A 23,737-nucleotide genomic window follows, 5' to 3' on the forward strand; every position below is an offset into this window, starting at 1 on the left:
TCAGCCGGCCGCCAACAGTTCGTCGATCTGGTTGATCGCCGCGCTCGCCCCTTCGACGACCCCCATCTCGAGAACCTTCTGCAGCGCTTCGGCCGAGTCGTACACGCCGTGATAGGTCGCGACGGTCCCGTCGCCGTCCGCGGTGAAGGAGTACACGTTCCGCGACTCGGGCATGTCGGGGATCGGGTTGAAGTCCTCGTCGGCGAAGACGTCGCGGAAGGTGAACTCCCTCGGTTCGTCGACGGAGTCCACGAACCACATGCCGGGGAACTTCTGCCCCTCGGGCGAGGTCATGTAGTAGGTGACCCGACCACCGGGACGGAGTTCGTGGTCGACGAAGGTCGCCGGAAAACCCGGTGGGCCCCAGATCTTCTCGAGCTGGCGCGGATCGGCGTAGACCTGCCAGACACGTTCCACCGGGGCCGCGAATCGGGCGGTGATGGTGAGAGTACGGGCATCGACATCGGTTTTCACATCGGTTACGGGCATGATCGGTCTTCCTCGGAATCTGCCTGCTCGGCTGACAGCAGGTCATCGATGCGGGCGATACGACCTCGCCACACCTGTTCGAGTTCGGCGAGCATCGACGCCACCGAACGCACTGCGGACACATCGCCGCTCGCCAGTTGTTCGCGCCCCTGCCGACGCTTGGTCAGCAGGCCCGCCTTCTCCAGCACGGCGACGTGTTTCTGCACTGCCGCGAAGCTCATGTCGTATTTCGCGGCCAGCGCCGACACGGAATGCTCACCGGCCAGCACTCGGCGCATGATGTCGCGCCGAGTGCGGTCCGCCAGCGCATGGAACAGGGCGTCGGTCCTGTCCTCCTCGTCTGACGTGATGCCAGTGGTTCCGGACACACCTCCAACATACAACTGATTGGTTGTATGTCAAGGGCGGCATCGTCGAACTGCGGCCTTGCGTTCACATTGACGGCAATCCTGGCCTCGACGGCATCGAGAACCTTCACTGGTCACCGGTATCACCGCCACGAGGGCCTCCCCCTCGACGTCCGGCGCAACTTCCGACCCGAAGGATTCCCCTGTCTCGTCAGCTTCACCTGGGCGGCTTCCTGATCGCCTCCCCCGTCACCCATTCGCACGCCGCCTGGCGACATCCGGGCTCGGCGACCGACTATTTCGGGCCGGAGCACTACCACCGCGTCGGCCGAATCCTGGAACGCGGCAAGTTCGACTTCGCGTTCTTCGCCGACCTGTTGGCGGCACCGGTGCGTTTCGGCGGCGACCAGTCCGAGCCCTTCCGTCGCGGCACCCAGGCCGCGGCGACCCTCGATCCGGCTCTCGTCGCCGCGAGCATCGCCGCGGTGACCACCAACCTCGGTGTCGCGGTGACGAAATCGGCCACCTACTTCCATCCGTACGAGATCGCGCGGATCTTCGGCTCCCTCGACCACCTCACCCGTGGGCGCATCGCCTGGAACATCGTCACGTCGCTGTCGCAGGCCGAGGCGCAGAACTTCGGCTTCGACTCGCATGTCGAGCACGAGGAACGCTATGCGCGCGCAGAGGAATTCGTCCATACCGCGGTCAAGCTGTGGTCGAGCTGGGACCCCGACGCGGTGATCGCCGACAAGGAGTCCGGGGTCTGGGCCGATCCGTCCAGAATCCGGACCGTCGACCACGACGGCGACCACTACCGAACCCGCGGCCCGCTCAACCAGCCGCGCTCTCCTCAGCACCGTCCGGTGCTCATCCAGGCCGGATCATCGGAGACCGGAAAGGAGTTCGCGGCCCGGTGGGCGGAGGCGATCTTCGAGATCGACCCGACCCCCGAAGGGCGTCGCGCCTACTACGACGACGTGAAATCGCGGGCGTCGAACCACGGCCGGAACCCCGATCACATCAAGGTGTTCCCGTCGTTCATCCCGTTCATCGGCGAGACCGAGGCGATCGCCCGCGAGAAGCAGGCGTTCCACAACGAACTCGCCGATCCGATCTCGGGATTGATCACCCTCTCGGTGCACACCGACCACGACTTCTCCGTCTACGACCTCGACGCGCCGGTCGAGGACGTCCGGGTCGGCGGTACGCAGGGCCTGTTCGACGTCGCCCGACGGCTCTCGCAGCGCGACAACCTGACCCTGCGCGACATCGGCAAGCTGTACGCGCAGGGCGTCCTGCTGCCGCAGTTCGTCGGCACCGCATCCGACGTCGCCGACCAGATCGAGGAATCGTTCAACGGCGGCGAGGCCGACGGGTTCATCGTCTCCAGCGCACAGGCACCGGGAACCTTCAACGACTTCGTCGACTACGTGGTCCCCGAGCTGCAGCGCCGTGGCCTCTTCCGCACGGAGTACGAGGGCTCCACCCTGCGCGAGAACCTCGGTCTCGGCAGCCCCGACGAAGACCTGCCGGCCGACGTGCGCGAGGCACCGTCGCTGATCGCGGTCTGACCGGATGACCACTCGGGGCGGCCACCGTCGAGGTGCCCGCCCCGAGTGCGTCGGCGCTGCCGGTCCGGATGCCCGGCGGTCAGGCCGCGTTCGGCTCCGACGACCGACCCAGCGCGAGCTTTCCGTCCTCGAACAGCAGCGGATACAGGATGCCGCCGATCAGACCGCCGAGCAGCGGGGCCACCCAGAAGAGCCACAACTGTCCCGGGGCGCCGTTGCCGTTGAAGAAGGCCACCGCCGTCGACCGCGCCGGATTGACCGAGGTGTTGCTGATCGGGATGGAGATCAGGTGGATGAGGGTCAGGGTGAGACCGATCGCGAGCGGGCCGAAGCCGGCGGGCGCCCGATCGTCGGTGGCGCCCAGGACCACGATGAGGAAGAACGCGGTCAGCAGCGCCTCGGCGATGAACACCGCCGCCATCGTGTAGTTGTTCGGCGAGTGGTCGCCGTATCCGTTGGCCGCCATGTTGCCGGTCGCCTCGAAGCCCGGCTTGCCGCTGGCGATCACGTACAGCACGGTGCCGGCGAGAAGACCGCCGACGACCTGCACGATCCAGTAGCCGGGGAGGTCCTTGACCGGCAGCCGCCCACTGATCACCGCGCCCACGTGATCGCCGGGTTGAAGTGGGCTCCGGAGACGTGACCGAGCGCGTAGGCCATCGTCACCACCGTCAGGCCGAAGGCCAGGGCGACGCCGAGCAGACCGATGCCGAGCTGGATCAGGGTGTCGTTGTCCTCGCTGGCGTTCGCGACGTACTTCGCCGCGAAAATCGCGCTGCCGCAACCACCGAAGACCAGCCAGAACGTGCCGAACAACTCGGCCAGTAGTCGACGCGGAGTACTCGCCATCAGATCGTCTCTCCCTCCCCCGGCCCGTGAGCTCGCGTACGGCGGCGCCGAGCCGGTCTACCCGCGGCACGATCCGAGTGCAGCTTAGGCACGTTCGCGACATCCTCGGGCCGAAACCCGCTCACCGGCGTCGACGGGATCGACCCGATCGCACACAGACGTCGTGCTCTCGACTCGTGCGCGACCACGCCGGTCGGGGTTCTTCGTCGGGGTCGAATATCGCCTGCATCCTCATTCGAGCGCATGAAATACGGTATTCGCCCACAGAGCGGAAACGGCGTCGCGATTACTCGTCCGAAAATCACGGAAAGCGGTGTGACCTGCTACGACGACTCGGCGCCGGCGGTGCCGGGAAATCGTCCGGACGGCCTCGGAGACTCTTGTGCCCGCGGTACTCTCCCCGAGTCGAGGACCGTCGCCGGACGATCGCGTGACCTGCCGAGAGAAGGAGCCAACCGTGGGTAGTCCCTACGACCCCAACCAGCCCACGCAGATGGGCCCGCAGGGTGGACAGCAGCCGGGGTGGCCCGGTCCACAGCCGGGTGCCGGCGGGCCGGGGTTCGGTGCCCAGCCCGGCCAGCCGTACGCCCAACAGCCCTACGGCCAGCAGTACCCGCCGCAGCCGGGTCAGCAACCGTACGGGCAGCAGCCCTATGGCCAGCAGCCATACGGCCCGCCCCCGCAACCGCCGTCGTCGTCGGGCGGCGGCAAGAAGTGGTGGTTCATCGGCGGCGGTGGCGTCCTCCTGATCCTCATCGTCGTCGTGGCCGTGGTGCTGGCCTTCACCCTCGGCGGAGGCGACGACGAGCCGGACGTGCCGACCGCGTCGGCCGTCGACATGCTGCTCCCGGAGTCCGAATTCCCCGACATCACCGGCGAATTCGAGCTCGACACCGCCCAGTCCGGCGATGACGACGACATCAGCGTCGACAACGAGAAGTGCGCGCGCCTGGTGGACTCGCAGTCCGGCGGCGACTACGCCCAGCGCGAGCTGACCGAGACGCCCAGCTCCGGCGAGATCTTCTTCGGCCTCGACGCCTACAGCGCCGAGGTGACCAAGCCCGCCGACGACACCTACGACACCTTCGACGACGTCCTCGCCGCCTGCTCCTCGTTCACGCTGACCCTCAAGGACGACGGCGGCGACATCCCGGTCGCGGTCAAGTTGGAGAAGGCCGATCTCCCGATCGACAGCAACTACAAGGCGTTCAACATGTTCGGCGAGTTCTCGATCGACGCAGCCGGAGACGAGGTGGAGGTCTACCAGATCGGCACCTACGTCTACGGAGAGGAACGCGGCGTCTCGTTCGGCGTCGGATACAACAGCTTCAGCGACGAGAAGCTGTCGGTCGACTCCCAGATCGAGAACAACCTGTCCCAGATGTTCGCCAAGCAGCATCAGCGGATCAAGGACGCTTCCTGATTCCACGCCGGCCGCCCCTCCCGATCCGCGCTGATCGGGAGGGGCGTTTCCGTATGTCGCGGCCTCGCCTACCCGGATTTCGCGCGGACGGAGGCCGAACCGGTCACGGTGACGAGGACCAGCACCCCACCCGCGCCGCCATCGACCCCTCCGCCTCCGGCGGCGCCCGCGCCGACGCCGGAGCAGGCCGGGTCCGTCCCCGTCGAAGGCGGCCCCTGCCACGAGTCCGAGGCCCGGTCGTTCGCCACCGCCGCGAACGGGACGAGCCTGGTCTGCGTCTACATGGGCGCAGGCGGTGGTTTCCGGTGGTCACAGCACGCAGAGAACGACGGATCCGTCCACAACATCGGCGATCCGTGCGACCTCGCCGTCGACCGGGTGGCGCAGGACCCGTCCGGCAAGGCGATCATGTGCGGTGGCGACACCTGGGTGGGAGGCCCGTAGACACGGCCCCGGACGCCCCGGTTCCGACTGCGCCGACACCAATCCAGGTCGGCACATTTCGCGGCAAGCCGATGATCCTGCGCGGGCGCGAGTGCTCGCTAATCTGAGCCCATGAGCAAAACGAAGAAGAGCTGGAGCGAACTGTCCACGCCCGCAAAGGCAGCCATCATCGGCGTCGCCGCCATCGACGGCGGCCTCCGCGTCTGGGCGCTGCGGGACCTCTCCAGCCGCGCCCCCGAGGAGATCAACGGCCCCAAGGCGGCCTGGCGTGTGGGCCTGGCCCTCGGCACGACGGCCGGCATCGCGCCGACGGCCTATCTGGTGTGGGGCCGCAAGCGCACGTAGTCCTCACCCCGCACCGACGCGCAATCGCTGCTCCCTCCACACGTCACGATCGACGCATCGTCGGTGGGAGCAGCGATTTCACGTCGGCGAGTCACTCGTAGTGCGAGTAGCCACAGGTGGGATTCGCCTCGGCCTTGAAGCTCACCATCAATCCGGACAGCGTGATCGTGCATCCGTCGGCTCCGGGGCCCTCCGCACTGACGGTCGACTCGATCTTCGGATAGACCGGGTACTCCTTCTTCCACGGCAGGGCGGCGTTGCTCTCGACCTCTTCGGGGCCGCCGTTGATGCGGTACCGGATGACCGCCGTGCCGCTCCCCTGCACCTCCATGGTCGCGGTGCCCACCGGGGCCCCGGCGGGTGTCGCGTCCGCCTCCGTCGTCGGCCCGGGCGCGGCCATCGCCTCCGAACTCCGGGCGACCCAGGATGAATCGGCGCGTGCCGACTCCGCCGACGGCTCACCGCCGGTCGAGCATCCCGCGACGGCGGCCAGGGTCAACGACAATCCTGCGGCGATCCGCAACACCGGTGTTCTCATGCGGACGAAGGTATCCCCGTTCCGACTGCGGTGCGCCGAGACGATCCACACGACGACGTGCCCGCCGACGATGCTGTGAGTCCCCGTTCCCGTGGGGCCGCGAAATCTGCCGGCGACATCTCCTTCCGGGTGCAGCCGATGATGATCCTCGATGGCGAGTCGATGCCCGGTGCGGCGCGCCGATCAGGCGTTCCGGCAGGTCCGAGTCCTGCGGCGACATCGGCGGCCACGAGCCGGTGCGCACCCGACCCGACGCGAGATCACAACCGGCGGCATCCCCGTCACACACCACGAGAGCCGTGCCGGAGATCGTCTCTCCGGCACGGCTCTCGTCGTGGCGCTGGGCTTCGGGAGACCAGCGCGGCGCGCGCAGGTCTCGGCCCGGTCAGCTGCCGGTGTTGTCCAGCCACCTCAGCAGCGAGTACAGGAACCGCGTCGAGCCCGGCATGAAGTTGTTGCCGTGGTGGTACGTCGGATCCAGGGTGGTGACGATGATCCGCCCGGGCGTGCTGACGGTGTCCTCGTACAGGATCGCCCCGACGTCGGTGCGGGAGCCGGTCTCGTCGGGCTCTTCCGAGACCACGAGCGGCACGACGTCGGCGTCGGTGTGCAGCAGCCCGTGGTGATGCCAGATCACGGACTTGGTGGACAGGTACTCCCACGCCTCGTGCTCGGGGTTGCGGGTGCGGATCAACGGGTCCTCGCCCTCCAGCCACCACCAGAAATTGGTGGGACGCGGACTCCACGAGACACCCGGAAGCCAGGTGTGGGCAGCGTTCTCACCGAGCACGACGAGCGTCCCGCCGCGCTGCGGGACCGCGAGGAACTGCTCGGCGTGCCGCCGGACGAGCTCGGGGTGAAGGCGGTCGGCGAGCACCACCGTGTCGAACGCGTCGAGATCGCCGTCCGCGAGGTCACCGAGGTAGAGGAACTCCGGCTGGTGGGCGATCACCGCCGGGTCGTTGACCGTCTGCAGGTGGAAGTGCGAGCCGCCGTGGACGAAGGCGAGGCGCCTGCGCGACCGCGGCGCGCGGTCGGTGCGAGCGAAGGGTTCGATGACGGGATCGGTGGTCGTGGTCATGTTCAGGCCTCCTGCTGGGCGAGCCACGTGAGCAGCTGGGGGAAGATTCGCGCGGAGGTGTTCGGGTCCTCCTGGTAGACGCCGAGGTCGAGCCCGCCGTGCACGAGCACCCAGCCGGCACCGAGCGGGTACACATAATCGACCGGAAGCTCGTGGCGGCCGATCCGGTTGGCCACGATGGCACCCTCAGGCAACTTGTCGCTGTACCCGCGGGCGTAGAACCCGGACACTCCGCGACGGAAACTCACGTCGGCCGGATCCACGCCCTCCCACACCGGATGCCGTTCGCCTGCGACAATCGCGAGATCCTTGGGTCCGGAGTACTGCAGCTTGCGCCACCGCCCGAGGCCGGGCAGGAAATCGGTGAGCGGATGCCCCATGATCGCCACGCGACCGCCCGAGGTGACGAAGTCGGTGAGCAGTTCACGACGGCGCTCGAGGAAGATCTGATCGCAATTGCCGTTGATCAGCAGTCCGCGAACGGAGCCCAGGTCGAGCTCGTCGAGCGTGTACAGGTCGACCGGCGTGACCCGGCCCGAGACGTCGGTGCCACCGGACATGCCGAAGTTCGATCCCATCGTCAGATGCAGGACCGGTGGAAGTGACTGCGGCGCAGTCGAATCGGGAGTCATCAAACCACTTTCTGTAGAGAGGCCGCGGGGGCTGTGTCCGCGAACGTGTCATACCGGGTGAAGAGGACGGTGCGCCGGTTGCCGCGGTCGTCGACCTCGGCGCTGGCCACGTCGATGCCGTACAGCTCGCTGAGCATCGCGTCGGTGACGAGTTCCTCGACGGCGCCGACCCGGATGTCGTCGACCGAGCGCATCACCACCGCGCGTCCGCCCAGGTGCAGGACGTGGTCGGGGTGATGCGTGGTGAGCAGGATTCCCATCCCGTCGGCGGCGAGGTTCCGCAGCAGTTCCAGCACCCGGGCCTGGTTCCGCAGGTCCAGGGCCGAGACCGGCTCGTCGAGGATCAGGAAGTTGCAGTCGGAGGCCAGCGCGCGGGCGATCAGCACGAGTTGCCGCTGCCCGCCGGACAATTCGGCGAAGCTGCGCGAGGCCAGGTCGGCGATGCCGACGCGCTCGAGGGTCTCGCGGGTGCGCGCGATGTCGGTCCGGCCCGGAGTGGAGAACGCCGAGACCTTCTTGGCCCGCCCCATGAGGACCATGTCGAACACCGTGTAGGCGAAGTTCGACGCGCTGGCCTGCGGGACGTACCCGATCGCGGCGTCGTGATGGACCGTGCCCTCCGACAGTCGGGTCAATCCCGCGATGCACCGCAGCAGCGTCGTCTTGCCCTGCCCGTTGGGACCCAGGATCGACGTGATCCCGCCGTCGACGCGGAGGTTCGCGCGACGGAAGACCCAGTCGCATCGCGGATAGCGGAAGCCTGCGTCCCTCAATTCGAGGCCTGTGTACTCAACCATCGATGAAAGCCTGTCTGCGCGATCGACTCAGGAGGATGACGAACACCGGAGCGCCGATGATGGCGGTCAGGATTCCGAGCGGGATCTCGCCGGCGCTGACCGTGCGCGACAACGTGTCGATGAGCGTCAGGTAGATGGCGCCGAGGAAGAACGTCGTCGGCATGGAGATCCGGTGGTCCGGACCGACCCACAATCTCGCGATGTGGGGGACGACCAGGCCCACCCAGCCGATGACCCCCGAGACCGCCACGGCGCCTGCGGTCATGAACGCCACCATCGTCAGCAGCACCACCCGCAACCGTCCGGGCTTCAGTCCGAGCGCGGTCGCGTCCTCGTCGCCCAGCGAGAGGATGTTGATCCGCCAGCGCAGACCGATGAGCACCGCCGCCCCGGACAGGATCGGGATCGCGGCCAGCAGCACCTTCCCCATGTCCGCGGTGGCGAGAGATCCCATGAGCCAGAACACGATCGACGGCAGCGTCGTGTACGGGTCGGCGACATAGGTGATGAACGAGACCAGCGCGGAGAAGAAGGCACTGGTCACCACGCCGCCGAGCACGATCGTCAGGATCGGACCGCCCGCGCGGGTGCGTCCGATCAACAGCACCACGCCGAGTGCGACGAGGCCGAAGAGGAACGCCCCGCCGACGAGGAATGCCGAGCCGAGACCGAACAGCAACGCCAGCACGCCGCCGAAGGACGCACCCGACGACACCCCGAGGATCTGCGGGCTCACCAGCGGGTTGCGGAACGCCGCCTGCAGCGCCGCACCGCCGAGCGCCAGGCCGCCGCCGACGAGCATCGCCAGCAGGATTCGCGGAAGCCGAACTCCCAGGACGACATTCGACTCGGCCTCGGTCCACGTACGGGGCAGCTCGATCACCTCGTTGACGAGGATTCGGGCGACCTCGTTGACCGGCACGGTGTACCGGCCGACGGAGAGGGAGATCAGGCCGACGGCCACGATCCCGATGGTCAGGACCAGCGCCACCAGGATGCGCTTGGAGGCGTGTGCATTCTCCGGCTCGGCGACGACGACCGGCTCGTCACGCACGGAAGGCGTCATAATTCGCGCTGACCCCGTTGGCCGGAACATGCAGGATGCGATCGATGTCGGCGGCGGACACGTCGTAGGCGTACAGCTTCTTGTACGTCTCCTGGATTCGTCCGCGCAGGTCGTGGCGGACATCGGGGAAGAACACCGAGTTGACCCACAGCCACATCAGATTGGACTCGTAGCACGGCGGGTCCCAGGAGAAGCCGCCGAGCGGTGCCTTGTAGACGCGCTTGTTCTTCACCGCCGACAACGACGACCACCGGGGATCGGCGTACATGTCCTCGGGCGACGTCGGCTCGAAGTTGCCGAGGATCACGATCTCGGGATCCCAGTTCAGCACCTGCTCACGAGTGACGGCGAAGCTCGAACCGCTGCCCGCGCCCGATGCGACGTTCTTGCCGCCGCCCAGACGGATCCAGAAGTCCATGTAGCTGTTGTCGGCGCCCACCTTGATCTCCGGCGCGTTGTACATGTACAGGACCCGCGGGGCCTCGGAAGCGTGTGCGGCCGCGGCCTTCTCCACCGTCTTGCGGTCGGCGGCCATGGTCGCGAGAACGGCGTCGGCCTGTTCCTTCTTGCCCAGCAGCTCGCCGAAGATCGAGATCCAGGCCTCGAGATCCTCCTGGGTGCCGTACTTGAGCAGCAGCACCTTGAGGCCGGCGTTGCGCAGCGGCGCGACGATGTCGTCCCCCTTGTCGCCCCACTGGATCACGACGTCGGGGTTCAGGCTCAGGATGTGTTCGACGTTCGGCACGAAGTCGTTTCCGGCGACCACCGGGGTGTCGAGGAACGCCGGGAACATCGTGCCCAGCATGCCCTTCGACGCCATCGAGATCGCGACCTGGTTGACACCGACGTTCCGGGCGGTCGACTGATCCGAACCGATGATCATCGACGGGACGGGGATGATCGTCGACGCGATGCGCCCGACCGGGGTGTCGAAGGTGAGGGTGTTCTGATACTGGTCGACCACCGTGATCGGACCACCCGTCGCGCTGGAGTCGGCGGCGTCGGACACCACTTCGCGGTTGGAGCACGCGGTGACGCCCAGGGCACCGAGAGCGAGCGCCGCGACCCCCATCGAGCGCAGCATGTCGCGGCGCGTCAGATGCGCCGGGGTGGACGGACGGGGACGGGGGCTCATCTGTTCTCCAGGACTGACAGGGCGGGAGACGTGGGGCGCAGTTCTCCACCACCACGACTTCCCAAATGGACATTCGTGACAGTTAGGGGAGCTTACACTAAATAAGGCAAGCCTATGCAAATGGAAATTAGGTTTGCTATTGCTAATCGAAGTCCGGCGGTGAATCAGGAATCCATTGGCACCATCGGGGAACAGAACGACGAAGCCCGTTCCGGTGATCCGGAACGGGCTTCGTCGTCGAGTGGAGCTAAGGGGACTCGAACCCCTGACCCCCACACTGCCAGTGTGGTGCGCTACCAGCTGCGCCATAGCCCCGTGTTCTTTTGTTCCGCCCTGTCTCAAGGGCACTGAGAAAGTTACACCACCGGGGTTCCTGCAACCAAATCCGCAGGAACCGGGCCCTTTCGTGGGCCCGGTTCCCCACGGATCTCAGTTCTTGGCGTCCAGGATCTCGTCCAGCCAGGCGTTGCCGGAGAGGTTCTGCACGGGCTTGCCGTCGTGGAGGACCGTCGGGGTGCCGACCCGGCCGTTGTTGGCCTTGGACAGCTCCTCGCTCGACTTCTCGGCGTTGGCCTCCGCCTCGGCGACCTTCTCGTTGTCGGTGATGCACTTGGCGGTCGCCGGGGTCGCGCCCTGTTCGGTCGCCATCCGCGCCAGCTCGGGGCTGGTGATGTTGCCGCTGCCCTCCGGCGGCTGCGCCGCGAAGAGAGCACTGTGGAACCGCAGGAACAGGTCGGTGTTGCGCTCCTGCGCAACGCACGTGAGCGCGCCGGCGGCACGCGAGCTGTAGTCGCCCGGGCCCGACTGCGAGTTCAGGAAGTTGAGGGTGTGGTAGCGGACGCGGAGCTTGCCCTCCTTCACGGCGGCGGTGATCGCCGCGCCCGACTGCTGCTCGAAGACCTTGCAGACCGGGCACATCGGGTCCTCGAAGATGTCGATCAGCGGCGCGTTCTCCGGACCGACGATCATCGTCGAGCTGGCCGCGAGCGCCGACTGGTCGGCCTCCCCCTTGTCCCTCTTGCTCCACCAGATGCCGCCGATGACCAGGGCGGCCACCACCAGCAGCGCCACACCTCCCAGCACGTAGGTCATCGTGCTCGACGGCGCACTGGGCTGATACTTCGACTTGGTGGTTCGGGGCACCGATGCTCCCGACTTACGCTTCTGACTCACACGTCGACAATATCCGCGGCGCACTGATAAATCGCTGAGGAGAAGGCCCCCTTCACGCGCCGTTCTGCGCCTCGACGGTCACAGTTGCGACACGACGCTCAGCCGCCGAGAGCGGCGTCGACCACCTGCTGGGCTTCCTGCTGCACCTGCGCGAGGTGCTCCGGGCCCTTGAAGGACTCGGCGTAGATCTTGTAGACGTCCTCGGTCCCCGACGGCCGGGCGGCGAACCACGCGTTCTCGGTGGTCACCTTCAGCCCGCCGATCGGCGCCCCGTTGCCGGGGGCGTTCGTCATGATCGCGGTGATCGGCTCGCCGGCCAGCTCGGTGGCCTCGACCCGCTCGGGCGAGAGCTTCGACAGCACCGCCTTCTGCTCCCGCGTGGCCGGCGCGTCGATGCGCGCGTAGGACGTCTCGCCGTATCGGTCGGCGAGTTCGGCGTATCGCTGCGACGGGGTCTTGCCGGTCACCGCGAGGATCTCCGCGGCCAGCAGCGCCATGATGATGCCGTCCTTGTCGGTCGACCACGGGCTGCCGTCGAACATCAGGAACGACGCCCCGGCGCTCTCCTCGCCGCCGAAGGCCACCCGCCCCGACAGCAGTCCGTCGACGAACCACTTGAAGCCGACCGGCACCTCGAGCAGCGGCCGGCCCAGGCCGGCGACCACGCGGTCGATCAACGACGACGACACGAGCGTCTTTCCGACCGCCGCGGTCTCGGCCCACTGCGGCCGGTGGGTGAACAGGTAGTCGATGGCGACGGCGAGGAAGTGGTTCGGGTTCATCAGCCCGGCGTCGGGTGTGACGATGCCGTGGCGATCGGAGTCGGCGTCGTTGCCGGTCGCCACGTCGTAGGAGTCGCGCGCCGAGATCAGCGAGGCCATCGCATCGGGCGACGAGCAGTCCATCCGGATCTTGCCGTCGGTGTCGAGGGTCATGAAAGAGAACGTGGGATCGACGGCCGGGTTGACGACCGTCAGGTGCTCGAGGCCGTGACGCGAGGCGACGGCCGCCCAGTACCCGACCGACGCACCGCCGAGCGGATCGGCGCCGATGCTGATCCCGGAGTCGCGGATGGCCGTCAGGTCGACGACGTCGCCGAGACCGTCGATGTAGTTGCGCAGGAACGAATAATCCTTCACGTACTCACTCGCGCGAGCCTGCTCGAACGGAATCCGCTTGACCCCCTGCAGATCCTGCGCGAGCAGTTCGTTCGCCCGTGCGGCGATCACCGAGGTGATCGAGGTGTCGGCCGGACCGCCCGACGGCGGGTTGTACTTGAACCCGCCGTCGCGCGGCGGGTTGTGCGACGGCGTCACGACGATGCCGTCGGACTGCACCCCCGGGTTGTCCTTGTTGAAGGTGAGGATCGCGCGACTGACCGCCGGTGTCGGGGTGAAGGAGTCGTCCTCGGCGGTGAGGACCGTGACCTCGTTGCCCGCGAGGACCTCGAGCGCCGACCGCCACGCGGGGATCGACAACGCATGGGTGTCGAACCCGATGAACAGCGGTCCGGTGATCCCGGCGTTCCGCCGATACTCGACGATCGCCTGGGTCGTCGCGACGATGTGGGCTTCGTTGAACGCGGTGTCGAGGCTGGAACCACGATGCCCCGAGGTCCCGAACACCACCTGCTGCAACGGGTTCGACGGGTCGGGGACGTTCTCGTAGTAGGCACGCTCGAGTGCGTCGACGTCGATGAGGTCTTCGGGCAGAGCCGGTTGACCGGCGCGCGGATGTGCCATGTGGCCGATTCTGCCACTCCGCGCGGAATTCGCTCGCCGACCGAGAACATCCCCGTCGTCGGCGGGGACGGCGTCGTGCGCGCTCCATCGACGCCGCCCGGATCGTTAGGGTGGAAACGATCGTCCACGACCCGCCGGAGGCCTGCCCGACCATGCCGATTCCGCCCCTGCATAGACCGGTCGCCGGACTGCTCTCCCCCGGCCGCACCTCTCCCGGGCTGATCGTCCTGGTGCTGCCAGGCGGCACCGACCACAGCCGCCGGCCGTTCAGCCCGCGCCAGGGGTCGGCGCTGCGGATGTACCCGTTCACCTGGTCGCTGCAGGCCCGCTACGGCCGGTCCGTGCGCGTCCACCAGGTGCGGTACGAGGTGTACGGCTGGAACGGGGACGACGCCAGCCCGATGGCGCCCGCCCGCGCCGCGCTCGAGGAGCTGTGCAGCCGCCATCCCGGGGCGCCCGTGGTGACGATCGGGCATTCGATGGGCGGCCGGGTCGCCGCGCAGCTCGCCGCCGACCGTCGCGTGATCGGGGTGCTGGCGCTCGCCCCGTGGTGGCAGTTCGCCGACTGGCGGCACATCCACCCCGGCGCCCGCGTCGTCGCGATCCACGGGGACGCCGACGAACGCACCTTCGCCACGCGGACCCGCAAGGGCATCGACGAACTCCGGGCCCGCGGCGTCGACGCGGAGTTCGTCAACGTGCCCGACGGCGATCACGCGATGCTCGACCACGTCCTGCTCTGGCAGAAGAGCGCACTCGACTTCGTGGGCGAACGCCTGTCCGCTGTGCGCCGCAAGTAGACTCCGCTGGCCGACGCCTCCGGTCCCCGGCGGCACGCACCACGAAGGAGTCCATCGCATGAACGCGCTCACCGTCACCGATCAGGGAACCCGGTTCTCGTACACCATCGATGACGTGACCCGGTACCACGGCCCCGGCTTCCCCGGCGGCGTCGCGCACGCCTTCAAGGTGCTCGAACGGGCTCTGCCCCTGCTGGGCGAACCCGGCGCGGTCGAGCGTCGCGAGATCGTCGTGGCCACTGCGCACACCGGCCCCGGTGTGCGGGACACCTTCGAGATGGTCACCCGCGCGGTGACCGAGAACCGGTTCACCGTCGACCCTGCGCTGGAGCGCAACGATCGCGGCGCGACGCTCGAGCGCTACGTCTTCGAACTGTCGTACCGCGATCGGCACGTCCGGCTGGAGATCCGCGAGGGGTTCGTGACCGACGAGTTCATCGCGCTGGCCCGGCAGCCGGAGCGCACCGCCGAGAAGGAGGCTCGCCTGACCGATCTCAAGCAGGAGATGGCCGACCGCCTCCTGGCCGCGCCGGCCGAAGCGGTCTACGACGTGGTGAGCGGCTGACACCGCCACCACGTCGGGCCACCGCTCACGCCGATCGCCGGACCCCGGACAGCTCCTCGACGAACTCCGGGTAGAACTCGACGTAGGTGTCGCCCGAGAGCACGTACACCGGGTCGTCGCCGGTCTCGGTGTAGGCCTGCTTGCGCAGGTCGGTGCGCATGTTCTTGAACGTCGACGTGTGCTCGAGGTGGTCGACGAGCCGCACGAACAGCGGCACCGCGTAGGCGGGCAGGCCGTCGCGAACGTGGGCCGCGAAACCGGCGGGGTCGAAGGTCTCGCCGTCCTTCAGGCTGACCGCCGCCATGCCGGCCTTCCCGTCGACGCCGGGGATCGGGACGCCAAAGACGACGGCCTCCTCGACGGAGTCGTGCGCGTCGAGGACCGCCTCCACCTCGGTGGTGGCGACGTTCTCGCCCTTCCAGCGGAACGTGTCGCCGATGCGGTCGACGAACCCGATGTGGGAGAAGCCCTGGTCGCGCACCACGTCACCGCTGTTGAACCAGGCGTCGCCCTTCTTGCGCGCGTCGCGGACGATCTTCTTCTCGGTGGCCGCGGGATCGGTGTAGCCGTCGAACGGCACTCGCGAATTGATCTGCGCCAGAAGCAGTCCGGTGCCGCCCTTGCCGACCTTGCGCACTCGGCCGTCAGGCCCGCGCAGCGGCTCGCCGGTCTCCTCGTCGTACTCGACGACCATGTACGGCAGCGGCGAGAAGCCCGCGGTCTTCGACAGCCCGAAGACGTTGACGAAGCCGATGTTGGCCTCACTGGCCGCATACAACTCGACGATGCGTTCGATGCCGAACCGCTGCGTGAAGTCGTCCCAGATGTCCGGGCGCAGACCGTTGCCGACGGCCAGGCGGATCTTGTGCGCGCGGTCGGTCGGCTTGGGCGGCTGCGCGAGGAGATACCGGCAGAGCTCGCCGATGTAGCTGAAGGCGGTGGCCTCGTTCTCGATGAGCTCGTCGAAGAACCGCGATGCAGAGAAGTGCTTGCCGATGGCCAGGCAGGCTCCCGACGCCAGCACCGACGACAGCGAGATCGTGAGCGCGTTGTTGTGGTAGAAGGGCAGCGCCGTGTACATCACGTCGTCACTGCGCAGGCGGATGCCGAGACCGCCGATGCCGTTCATCGCCACCAGCCAGCGATAGTGACTGAGCTTGCTGGCCTTGGGATATCCGGTGGTGCCGGAGGTGAAGATGTAGATCGCGGTCGACCCGAGCTCGACGGTCTCGGTCGTCGCCGGGTTGACCGGCGAGCAGGTCGCGGTCAGCCTCGGCAGCTCCTCGAAGGTGAATTCCTTTGCCGGACGGGCGCTGTCGGGCACCGAGTCCAGGGCCTCCACCAGATCCTCCTGGTAGAGAATGATCTTGGCACCGATCAGGCCGAGGCTGTGCTCGAGGACGGCGCCGCGCTGGTGGAAGTTGATCATGCCGCAGATCGCGCCGGTCTTGACGATGCCCAGCATGGCGATCACGACGTCGGGATGGTTCTTCGACAGCACCCCGACCACGTCGCCCTTGCCGATGCCCTCGCGGATGAGGAAGTCCGCGAGACGATTCGCCCGGGCGTTGGCCTCCCGGTAGGTGATCGACTCGCCCTCGAACCGCAGGAAGGCGCGGTCGGGGTACTTGTCGACCGCCTGCTGGAACCGCTTGCCGATCGACATCTTCGTGGTCGGCGGCTTGGGCAGCATCTCCGGCAGCACACGCAGGATGGAACCGACGTCCTTTCGCAGGGACGCGACCCCCCGCGAGCATGTCGGTCAATCGGATGTCGGGCAGCAGCCCCGTACCCGGCGCGTGATCTACCATTCAGACCTCCCCAGTGGTGTGTGCGACGGCACACACCATAGCCCGAAACCCACTCCAATGGAACGTCTGGGGCAATTCGTTTCATCCGGTTCCGGCCCGCCGTCTTGGCGCGCGCGCTGTGACCGGCCACACTGTTGGACCATGACCGACAACACCGTTGCGCCGGCGTCCGCCGAGTCGACGGCCCCGACGGGCCCGCTCGACGGCGTCACCGTGCTCGAGCTGGGCACTCTCATCGCGGGGCCGCATGCTGCCCGCCTCCTCGGCGACATGGGCGCCGACGTCATCAAGATCGAGCCGCCCGGCAAGCCGGATCCGATCCGCACGTGGGGCCAGGCCGAGGTCGACGGTCACCGCTTCTACTGGACGGTCCACGGGCGCAACAAGAAGGCGATCACCCTCGACCTGCGCAGCGACCGGGGCCGCGAGATCTTCCTGCAACTCGCCGAGCGGGCCGACATCATCGTCGAGAACTTCCGCCCCGGAACCCTCGAGCGTCTCGGCATCGGCCCCGACGAGCTGTCCGAGCGCAACCCGGGGATCATCGTCGTGCGCGTGTCGGGCTACGGACAGACCGGACCCGACGCCTCCCGCGCCGGATACGCGTCGGTCGCCGAGGCCGCCAGCGGCCTGCGGCACCTCAACGGCTACCCGGGCCAGCTCCCGCCGCGGCTGGCGCTCTCGCTCGGCGACACCCTCGCCGGCATGTTCGCCGCCCAGGGCGCCCTCGCCGCGCTGTACCGGCGGACAGTGACCGGCAAGGGGCAGGTCGTCGACACCTCGCTCATCGAATCCTGTGTGGCGGTTCAGGAATCGACAATCCCCGACTACGACGTGGGCGGCGTCGTCCGCGGGCCGTCGGGCACGCGACTCGACGGCATCGCACCGTCGAACCTCTACCCCACCGCCGACGGCACCCACGTGATCATCGCGGCGAACCAGGACTCGGTGTTCGCCCGCCTGTGCCAGGCGATGGGACAGCCCGAGCTCGCCACCGACGAGCGCTTCGCCGACCACGCCGCGCGCGGCCGCAACCAGGACGAGCTCGACGCGCTCATCGGCGAATGGTCGTCCCAGCACTCCGCGGACAAGCTCACCGAGATCCTCAGCGAGGCCGGTGTCGTCGTCGGACCCGTCAACACGGTCCGCGAGGTGGTCGCCGACCCGCACCTGCGGGCCCGGGGCATGATCGCCGAGCACTACGACGAACGCGCCCATCGCACCGTTCTCGGGCCGGGCGTCGTCCCCCAGTTCAGCGACACCCCCGGCGGAATCCGCCGGGCCGGGCCGCCCGCGCCGGGCTGCGACAACGACGCCGTCTACGGCGGCCTGCTCGGCTTGTCGGCCGCGGAGATCGACGAGCTGAGGGCATCCGGGGTCATCTGACGGGTCGCGCGCGCCGGGTTTCCGCTCGGCGGATTCGCGCGCTGCGGTTTCCCGCGCGGCCGCCTCCTTCCCGGAAATTCGATCCAACGAGCGGGAAGGAGCAGCACCGCAGGAACGAACGTCGCGTGGCGCCGCAACACACCTGCGACCACCGGACCTGCGCCTGCCCGGGTTCTTACGTGCCGCACTGGAAAGTTCGGACTACCGAAACTAGGGTGTCGGTATGCCCGAAAAACATGCCACGCGATGGTGCGCGCCCATCGCAGCGCTGCTCGCTGCGCTGGTCGTGGTCTCGGGTTGCACGCTGTCGAGCCGACTGCCCGACGAGAAGGTGGTCCTGACGACGTTCACGGTGCTCGCCGACATCGCGTCCAACGTCGCCGGCGACCGTCTCCGGGTCGAGTCGCTGACCAGACCCGGTGCGGAGATCCACGGCTACGAGCCCAGCCCGGGCGATGTCCGGCGCACCGCGACGGCGTCGCTGGTCGTCGACAACGGTCTGAACCTCGAGGGGTGGTTCGGACGGTTCGTCGACGACCTCGACGTCGAACACGTCGTCGCCAGTGAGGGTGTCGAGCCCATCGACATCACTGCGGATGCGTATGCGGGCAAGCCGAATCCGCACGCATGGATGAGTCCGGTGAACGTCGGGATCTACGTCGACAACCTGGTACGGGCCTTCACCGACCTCGACCCGGAGGGTGCGGAGGTGTTCGCCGCCAACGGCGCCGCGTACAAGGAGCAGCTGCACCAGGTGCAGACCCACCTGGTGTCGGCGCTCGACCGGCTCCCGCCGAACGAACGCGCGCTCGTCACCTGCGAGGGCGCCTTCTCCTACCTCGCCCGCGACGCCGGCCTCACCGAGCGCTACCTCTGGCCGGTCAACGCCGAGCAGCAGGCCACCCCGCAGCAGGTCGCCGAGGTCATCGACTTCGTGAAGAGGAACCGGGTCCCCGCCGTCTTCTGCGAGTCGACGGTCTCCGACGACGCCATGCAGCAGGTCGTCGCCGCGACGGGCGCGCGGTTCGGCGGCAAGCTCTACGTCGACTCCCTGTCGCAGGCCGACGGCCCGGTGCCCACCTACCTCGACCTGATCCGCCACGACGTCCGGACCATCGTCACCGGACTGACGGGAGACAAGCGATGATCGCCTCGCACGCCATCGAGGTCGACGACGTGACGGTGCGCTACGGCCGCATCCTCGCGCTCGACCACGCCACCGTGCGCGTCCCGACCGGCCGCATCTGCGCGCTCGTCGGCATGAACGGTTCGGGCAAGTCCACCCTGTTCAAGACCATCGTCGGAACGGTCTCCCCCACTACCGGGTCGGTGAGCCTGGCGGGCCGGTCGCCGGCGGCGGCACGCAAGGCCGGCCTGGTCGGGTACGTGCCGCAGTCCGAGGACATCGACTGGTCGTTCCCGATGTCGGTGCGCGAGGTCGTGATGACCGGCCGCTACGGGCGTCTCGGTTTCACCCGGCGGCCGAAGAAGGCCGACCACGCTGCCGTCGACGAGGCGCTCGCGCGCGTCGAACTCACCGAGTACGCCGACCGCCAGATCGGGCAGCTGTCCGGTGGCCAGCGCAAACGCGCGTTCGTCGCGCGCGGCATCGCGCAGGAGGCGTCGATCCTGCTGCTCGACGAACCGTTCGCCGGGGTCGACAAGCGCACCGAGGCGACGATCACCACCCTGCTGCGGGGACTCGCCGACTCCGGGGTGACGATCCTGATCTCCACGCACGACCTGGCGGTGCTGCCCGAACTCGCCGACGAGGCGATCCTGCTGATGCGACGCGTCGTCGCGCAGGGCGATCCGACAGAGGTCATCACCACCGAGAACCTGGTCCGCGCCTTCGGGCTCGATCCGCTCGAGGCCAGCCGTGAGCGACGGGAGGAGGCTTCCTCGTGACCGCGTTCGTCGACCTCCTCCTCGACCCGTTCGCCTATGCCTTCATGACCCGCGCGCTGTGGGCGACGCTGATCTCGTCGGTGGTGTGCGCCCTGCTGTCGTGCTGGCTGGTGCTGATCGGGTGGTCGCTGATGGGCGACGCAGTCTCCCACGCGGTGCTGCCCGGCGTCGTCCTCGCCTACATCGCCGGGATCCCGTTCGCGGTGGGCGCCGTCGTCTTCGGCTTCCTCGCGGTGGCGATGATCGGCGCGGTCCGCGACGGCAGCCGGGTGAAGGAGGACGCCGCCATCGGCATCGTCTTCACGACGCTGTTCGCACTCGGCCTGGTGCTCATCTCGGTGACCCCGAGCCAGACCGACCTCAACCACATCGTCTTCGGCAACCTGCTCGGCGTCTCGACCTCGGACCTGGTGCAGATCGCGGTGCTGGGCGCGATCGTCGCCGCCATCCTGCTGCTGAAACGACGCGACTTCACGCTGTACGCCTTCGACCCCACGCATGCGTTCGCGATCGGACTCAGCCCCCGGATGCTCGGCGCGGCCCTCCTCGCGTTGCTCGCCCTGACCGCGGTGACCGCGCTGCAGGTGGTCGGCATCGTGCTGGTGGTCGCGATGCTGATCATTCCCGGGGCGACCGCGCAGCTGCTGACCGATCGGTTCAGCCGGATGCTCATCATTGCGCCGGCCGTCTCCGCGGTGTGCGGTGTCATCGGCCTGTACGTCTCCTACTACCAGGACACGTCGCCGGGCGGGATGGTCGTCCTGGTGCAGGGCATCGCGTTCCTGCTCGTCTTCCTGTTCAGCCCGACGCACGGTGTCATCGGCAAGCGACGCCGGCACCGAGAGCGCGCCCTGGCCGACGCCGCCGCGGGCTGAGCGCTCGCGGGCGTCAGGGTCACCGCGGACCCGCGCCGTGGCGTTCCCAGGAGATGTACAGCCGGCGGGCAGGCCCGTTCCAGAGTCCGTGGGCACCATGGCGTTCGCTTCCCGGGCCGACGGCCCGGACATTCGCGACAGCCAACGGAAGTGGAGCATGAACACGACGCCCGAGAATACGAACCCGGAGAACCCGAACGGCCCCGCCGACCGGCCGACCGAGCCGCTCGCCGAGCAGCCCACCGAACGGATGGCCGAGCAGCCCACCGAGCAGACGGCCGCCCCCACAGCCGCGCCGTACGTCGCGCCCGTCGCCGATGCCCCGGCTGGCGGCCCTGCTGCCGGTGATCCCGCGGGCGCAGCCCCGGCGCAGACGACCACGCCCGCGAAGTCCAAGACCCCGGTGCTCGTCGCCTGCGGTGTCGGCATCGCCATCGTCGCCGGCGCGCTCGGGTTCGGCGCCGGGTACATCACGGGAGACGAGACCTCCGATCACCCGAGGCGCCACGCCGGGTGGAGTCATGACCGTCCCATGTTCGGCGAGCATCCCGGCGACGGTCCGCGCGGGCACTTCCGTGGCGGCCCCGGCGGTGACGGTCAGGGGCGGCCCGCCCTCCCCGGACCGTGGGACGGCCGGGACCAGAACCGCGGCCCGCGCAACCAGGCACCCGACCGCCAGGGCACCGACCAGCAGGCGCCGGGCCAGCAGGCGCCGGGCCAGCAGCCCACCACCCAGCAGCAGTCGCAGCCCAGCTGATCCGGCCCGGCGATCTTCCCGCCGGACAGAGAAAAGGCGCCCCACCTGAAACCAGATGGGGCGCCTTCTGCGGTGGAGCTGCCGGGAATTGAACCCGGGTCCTCCGTCGTGTTGGTAGGGCTTCTCCGTGTGCAGTCCGCTATGTCTCTACTTGGATCTCCCGGTCACGCGGACAAGCCGAGATGACGATCCCAGTCGCTGTTGGTTGTCCCGTCCTCCCCCGCGACCGGCGAGGACGGTGAGTTCCCTGAAGATGATGCCGGCGACCGGGTTCGGGAACACAACCCGGGCCGACAGACTAGCCGTCGCTGATCAGGCAGCGAGGGCGTAGTCGCGCTGATTGGAATCGGCGCTTAATTGGTTGCTGCGACGCTCACGGTGGTCTCCAGCCTGCACCGACACGCTTCCCCTACCTCGACGCACGTAGTCGAAACCGATCAGCCCCGAGATAGGTGTTGCCCGCCGACCTTTCGGCCGACGAACACCCAGTGTAACAACACCGCCGCACGGGATCATTCCCGTTTCCGCGACGGACCGCGCGACCCCGGTCACATGCCCTTCACGCGGCGGCCGACCTCGCGCTCGACCTCCCGCTGCGCGGTGCGCCGGGCGATGTCCTGACGCTTGTCGTGGGCCTGCTTGCCGCGGGCCAGCGCCAACTCGACCTTCACCCGGCCGTCGCTGAAGTACATCGAGAGCGGGACCAGGGTGAGGTTGCCGTCGCGGAGCTTGCCGATCAGGGTGTCGATCTCGCGGCGGTGCAGCAGCAGCTTCCGCTTGCGCCGCACGTTGTGGTTGGTCCACGAGCCGTGGCCGTATTCGGCGATGTGCAGGGCGTGCAGCCACACCTCGCCGTCCTCGATGGTCGCGAACGCGTCCACCAGCGACGCCTTGCCGGCGCGGAGGCTCTTGACCTCGGTGCCGACCAGCACGATGCCTGCCTCGTAGACGTCGAGGATGGTGTAGTTGTGCCGCGCCTTGCGGTTCGTCGCAATCACGTTGCGGCCCTTTTCCCTGGGCACCACTCACCTCCTCGTCGAGTTGCCGTCCACCATCATCCCAGCGCCCCCGCGGCGCATGATCGTCCGGGTCACTCCCGGACGTACACCCGCAGGGTGATGTACGCCGTCGCACCGGCCAGCACGATGCCTCCGAGGATCAGCCACGGGGCGACGAACAGCACGTCGGCCAGTTCGATGCGGGCGAAGAAGCTCACACCGTACAGCTCCTTGAGCGCGGTGTCGAAGAAGAATTTCTTCGCCAGCAGCAGGCCGCCGATCGCCAGTAGCGCACCGACAAGGGCCGACACCACCGCCTCGAGCAGGAACGGCAACTGCGTGTACCACCGCGTCGCGCCCACCAGGCGCATGATCGAGACCTCGGTCCGTCTGGTGAACGCCGCGATCTGAACGGTGTTGATGATCAACAGGATCGCGGCGACCGCGAGGACCGAGGCGATCGCGAACGTCGCGTTGCGCACCCCGTCGAGCACGCTGAAGATCCGTTGCACCAGTTTTCGGTCGTCCTTGAAGGCGTCGACGCCGAGGTCCTTGCGGTTGGAGTACTCGTTGAGGACGACGTCGAACTGCGCCGGGTCGGACACCCGCACCCGCAGCGACGCGGGAAGCGTTCCCTCGACGATGTTCTCGGCGAGGTCGGGGTTGTTGGCGAAGATCTCCTTGGCGCGCTTGTACGCCTCGTCCTTGTCGATGTAGGTCACCGACGTCACGCCCGCCTCGTTCTCGAGGCCGCGCCGCAGCTGCGCGCACGGGTCGGATTCGCACTGCGGGTCGCGCTCGGTGACCTCGGGGTTGATGTAGAACTCCATCTCGACCCGGTCGAGGAAGATCTTCTGGCTCTTCTCGGCCATCTGGATCACCAGCAGGCCGCCGCCGAACATGCCCAGCGTGATCGCCGTGGTGATGATCATCGCGATGGTCATGGTCGCGTTGCGACGAAGTCCGGTGAGGACCTCGGTGATGATGAAATGCGCTCGCATG

23 protein-coding genes, 1 tRNA gene, 1 other RNA gene and 2 pseudogenes are annotated in these 23,737 nt (G+C 68.1%); 11 read left to right on the forward strand and 16 right to left on the reverse strand.

Annotated features, from left to right (window positions below; all coding sequences use genetic code 11):
- Entirely contained in the window at nt 1–489 is a 489-nt protein-coding gene (locus GP2_RS01640; RefSeq protein ID WP_006898711.1) for an SRPBCC family protein, read from the reverse strand.
- Nucleotides 480–839, reverse strand: a complete 360-nt coding sequence (locus tag GP2_RS01645) for an ArsR/SmtB family transcription factor (protein ID WP_040526207.1) — start codon at nt 837–839, stop codon at nt 480–482. Before GP2_RS01645 ends, GP2_RS01640 begins: the two co-directional genes overlap by 10 nt.
- A gap of 200 nt (nt 840–1,039) precedes the next feature.
- Here GP2_RS01645 and GP2_RS01650 point away from each other — a divergent pair, with 200 nt between their 5' ends.
- Nucleotides 1,040–2,410, forward strand: a complete 1,371-nt coding sequence (locus GP2_RS01650; protein WP_040526208.1) for an LLM class flavin-dependent oxidoreductase — start codon at nt 1,040–1,042, stop codon at nt 2,408–2,410.
- A gap of 79 nt (nt 2,411–2,489) precedes the next feature.
- Here the strand turns inward: GP2_RS01650 and aqpZ are convergent.
- A pseudogene (gene aqpZ, locus GP2_RS01655) lies at nt 2,490–3,259 on the reverse strand (aquaporin Z).
- Nucleotides 3,260–3,716: 457 nt separating this feature from the next.
- Here aqpZ and GP2_RS01660 point away from each other — a divergent pair.
- The 3 genes from GP2_RS01660 to GP2_RS01670 all read left to right on the forward strand — a co-directional run bounded on the left by GP2_RS01660 (nt 3,717) and on the right by GP2_RS01670 (nt 5,471).
- The gene (locus GP2_RS01660; RefSeq protein ID WP_006898716.1) at nt 3,717–4,682 is read left to right on the forward strand and encodes a hypothetical protein; all 966 of its coding nucleotides are present in this window, start codon (nt 3,717–3,719) and stop codon (nt 4,680–4,682) included.
- Between the two features lie 108 nt (nt 4,683–4,790).
- The gene (locus GP2_RS01665) at nt 4,791–5,126 is read left to right on the forward strand and encodes a hypothetical protein (RefSeq protein WP_006898717.1); all 336 of its coding nucleotides are present in this window, start codon (nt 4,791–4,793) and stop codon (nt 5,124–5,126) included.
- Nucleotides 5,127–5,237: 111 nt separating this feature from the next.
- Nucleotides 5,238–5,471 (forward strand): hypothetical protein, encoded by a 234-nt coding sequence (locus GP2_RS01670; protein WP_006898718.1) that lies wholly within the window; start codon nt 5,238–5,240, stop codon nt 5,469–5,471.
- 91 nt (nt 5,472–5,562) lie between these two features.
- Here the strand turns inward: GP2_RS01670 and GP2_RS01675 are convergent, their stop codons facing one another.
- From GP2_RS01675 to pgm, 9 genes are all read right to left on the reverse strand, one after another.
- Nucleotides 5,563–6,009, reverse strand: a complete 447-nt coding sequence (locus GP2_RS01675; protein WP_006898719.1) for a hypothetical protein — start codon at nt 6,007–6,009, stop codon at nt 5,563–5,565.
- A gap of 385 nt (nt 6,010–6,394) precedes the next feature.
- Complete coding sequence (locus GP2_RS01680; RefSeq protein ID WP_006898720.1) at nt 6,395–7,090, reverse strand: hypothetical protein; 696 nt, start codon at nt 7,088–7,090, stop codon at nt 6,395–6,397.
- Nucleotides 7,091–7,092: 2 nt separating this feature from the next.
- A complete protein-coding gene (locus GP2_RS01685) occupies nt 7,093–7,722 on the reverse strand; it encodes a hypothetical protein (protein WP_006898721.1) in 630 nt (209 codons plus the stop codon).
- Nucleotides 7,722–8,519 carry an ABC transporter ATP-binding protein gene (locus GP2_RS01690; protein WP_006898722.1) on the reverse strand — a complete coding sequence of 266 codons (798 nt, stop codon included), beginning with the start codon at nt 8,517–8,519 and terminating at the stop codon, nt 7,722–7,724. The genes GP2_RS01685 and GP2_RS01690 overlap by 1 nt, the downstream gene beginning before the upstream one ends.
- On the reverse strand, nt 8,512–9,585 hold the full coding sequence (locus GP2_RS01695) for a FecCD family ABC transporter permease (protein ID WP_040526184.1): 1,074 nt from the start codon (nt 9,583–9,585) through the stop codon (nt 8,512–8,514). Before GP2_RS01695 ends, GP2_RS01690 begins: the two co-directional genes overlap by 8 nt.
- Complete coding sequence (locus GP2_RS01700; protein ID WP_051997138.1) at nt 9,566–10,720, reverse strand: ABC transporter substrate-binding protein; 1,155 nt, start codon at nt 10,718–10,720, stop codon at nt 9,566–9,568. Before GP2_RS01700 ends, GP2_RS01695 begins: the two co-directional genes overlap by 20 nt.
- Nucleotides 10,721–10,962: 242 nt before the next feature.
- Nucleotides 10,963–11,035: transfer RNA gene (locus GP2_RS01705), tRNA-Ala, on the reverse strand.
- A 114-nt stretch (nt 11,036–11,149) separates the two neighbouring features.
- Nucleotides 11,150–11,893: a DsbA family protein gene (locus tag GP2_RS01710; RefSeq protein WP_006898725.1), complete on the reverse strand. Its 744-nt coding sequence runs from the start codon at nt 11,891–11,893 to the stop codon at nt 11,150–11,152.
- A 98-nt stretch (nt 11,894–11,991) separates the two neighbouring features.
- Entirely contained in the window at nt 11,992–13,635 is a 1,644-nt protein-coding gene (gene pgm / locus GP2_RS01715) for a phosphoglucomutase (alpha-D-glucose-1,6-bisphosphate-dependent) (RefSeq protein ID WP_006898726.1), read from the reverse strand.
- Between the two features lie 152 nt (nt 13,636–13,787).
- Here pgm and GP2_RS01720 point away from each other — a divergent pair, with 152 nt between their 5' ends.
- Entirely contained in the window at nt 13,788–14,435 is a 648-nt protein-coding gene (locus tag GP2_RS01720; RefSeq protein WP_040526210.1) for a dienelactone hydrolase family protein, read from the forward strand.
- Nucleotides 14,436–14,493: 58 nt separating this feature from the next.
- Nucleotides 14,494–15,000: a hypothetical protein gene (locus GP2_RS01725; protein ID WP_006898728.1), complete on the forward strand. Its 507-nt coding sequence runs from the start codon at nt 14,494–14,496 to the stop codon at nt 14,998–15,000.
- 25 nt (nt 15,001–15,025) lie between these two features.
- Here GP2_RS01725 and GP2_RS01730 read toward each other — a convergent pair.
- A pseudogene (locus GP2_RS01730) lies at nt 15,026–16,811 on the reverse strand (long-chain-acyl-CoA synthetase).
- A 141-nt stretch (nt 16,812–16,952) separates the two neighbouring features.
- Here GP2_RS01730 and GP2_RS01735 point away from each other — a divergent pair.
- From GP2_RS01735 to GP2_RS01755, 5 genes are all read left to right on the forward strand, one after another.
- Entirely contained in the window at nt 16,953–18,197 is a 1,245-nt protein-coding gene (locus tag GP2_RS01735; protein WP_006898730.1) for a CaiB/BaiF CoA transferase family protein, read from the forward strand.
- A gap of 223 nt (nt 18,198–18,420) precedes the next feature.
- A complete protein-coding gene (locus GP2_RS01740; protein WP_006898731.1) occupies nt 18,421–19,344 on the forward strand; it encodes a metal ABC transporter substrate-binding protein in 924 nt (307 codons plus the stop codon).
- The gene (locus GP2_RS01745) at nt 19,341–20,105 is read left to right on the forward strand and encodes a metal ABC transporter ATP-binding protein (protein ID WP_006898732.1); all 765 of its coding nucleotides are present in this window, start codon (nt 19,341–19,343) and stop codon (nt 20,103–20,105) included. Before GP2_RS01740 ends, GP2_RS01745 begins: the two co-directional genes overlap by 4 nt.
- Before the next feature lie 44 nt (nt 20,106–20,149).
- Nucleotides 20,150–20,980 carry a metal ABC transporter permease gene (locus GP2_RS01750; RefSeq protein ID WP_051997142.1) on the forward strand — a complete coding sequence of 277 codons (831 nt, stop codon included), beginning with the start codon at nt 20,150–20,152 and terminating at the stop codon, nt 20,978–20,980.
- 157 nt (nt 20,981–21,137) lie between these two features.
- On the forward strand, nt 21,138–21,737 hold the full coding sequence (locus GP2_RS01755; protein WP_157211624.1) for a hypothetical protein: 600 nt from the start codon (nt 21,138–21,140) through the stop codon (nt 21,735–21,737).
- Nucleotides 21,738–21,807: 70 nt separating this feature from the next.
- On the opposite strand, the gene ssrA is transcribed toward GP2_RS01755, so the two are convergent.
- The 3 genes from ssrA to ftsX all read right to left on the reverse strand — a co-directional run bounded on the left by ssrA (nt 21,808) and on the right by ftsX (nt 23,736).
- Nucleotides 21,808–22,182, reverse strand: a transfer-messenger RNA (tmRNA) gene (gene ssrA, locus GP2_RS21075).
- Nucleotides 22,183–22,285: 103 nt separating this feature from the next.
- A complete protein-coding gene (smpB, locus tag GP2_RS01760; RefSeq protein ID WP_040526212.1) occupies nt 22,286–22,759 on the reverse strand; it encodes an SsrA-binding protein SmpB in 474 nt (157 codons plus the stop codon).
- Between the two features lie 68 nt (nt 22,760–22,827).
- Complete coding sequence (ftsX, locus tag GP2_RS01765) at nt 22,828–23,736, reverse strand: permease-like cell division protein FtsX (protein WP_006898736.1); 909 nt, start codon at nt 23,734–23,736, stop codon at nt 22,828–22,830.
- Between the last annotated feature and the right edge of the window lies 1 nt (nt 23,737).

The sequence above is a fragment of the Gordonia paraffinivorans NBRC 108238 genome (assembly GCF_000344155.1).
GTDB lineage: Bacteria > Actinomycetota > Actinomycetes > Mycobacteriales > Mycobacteriaceae > Gordonia > Gordonia paraffinivorans.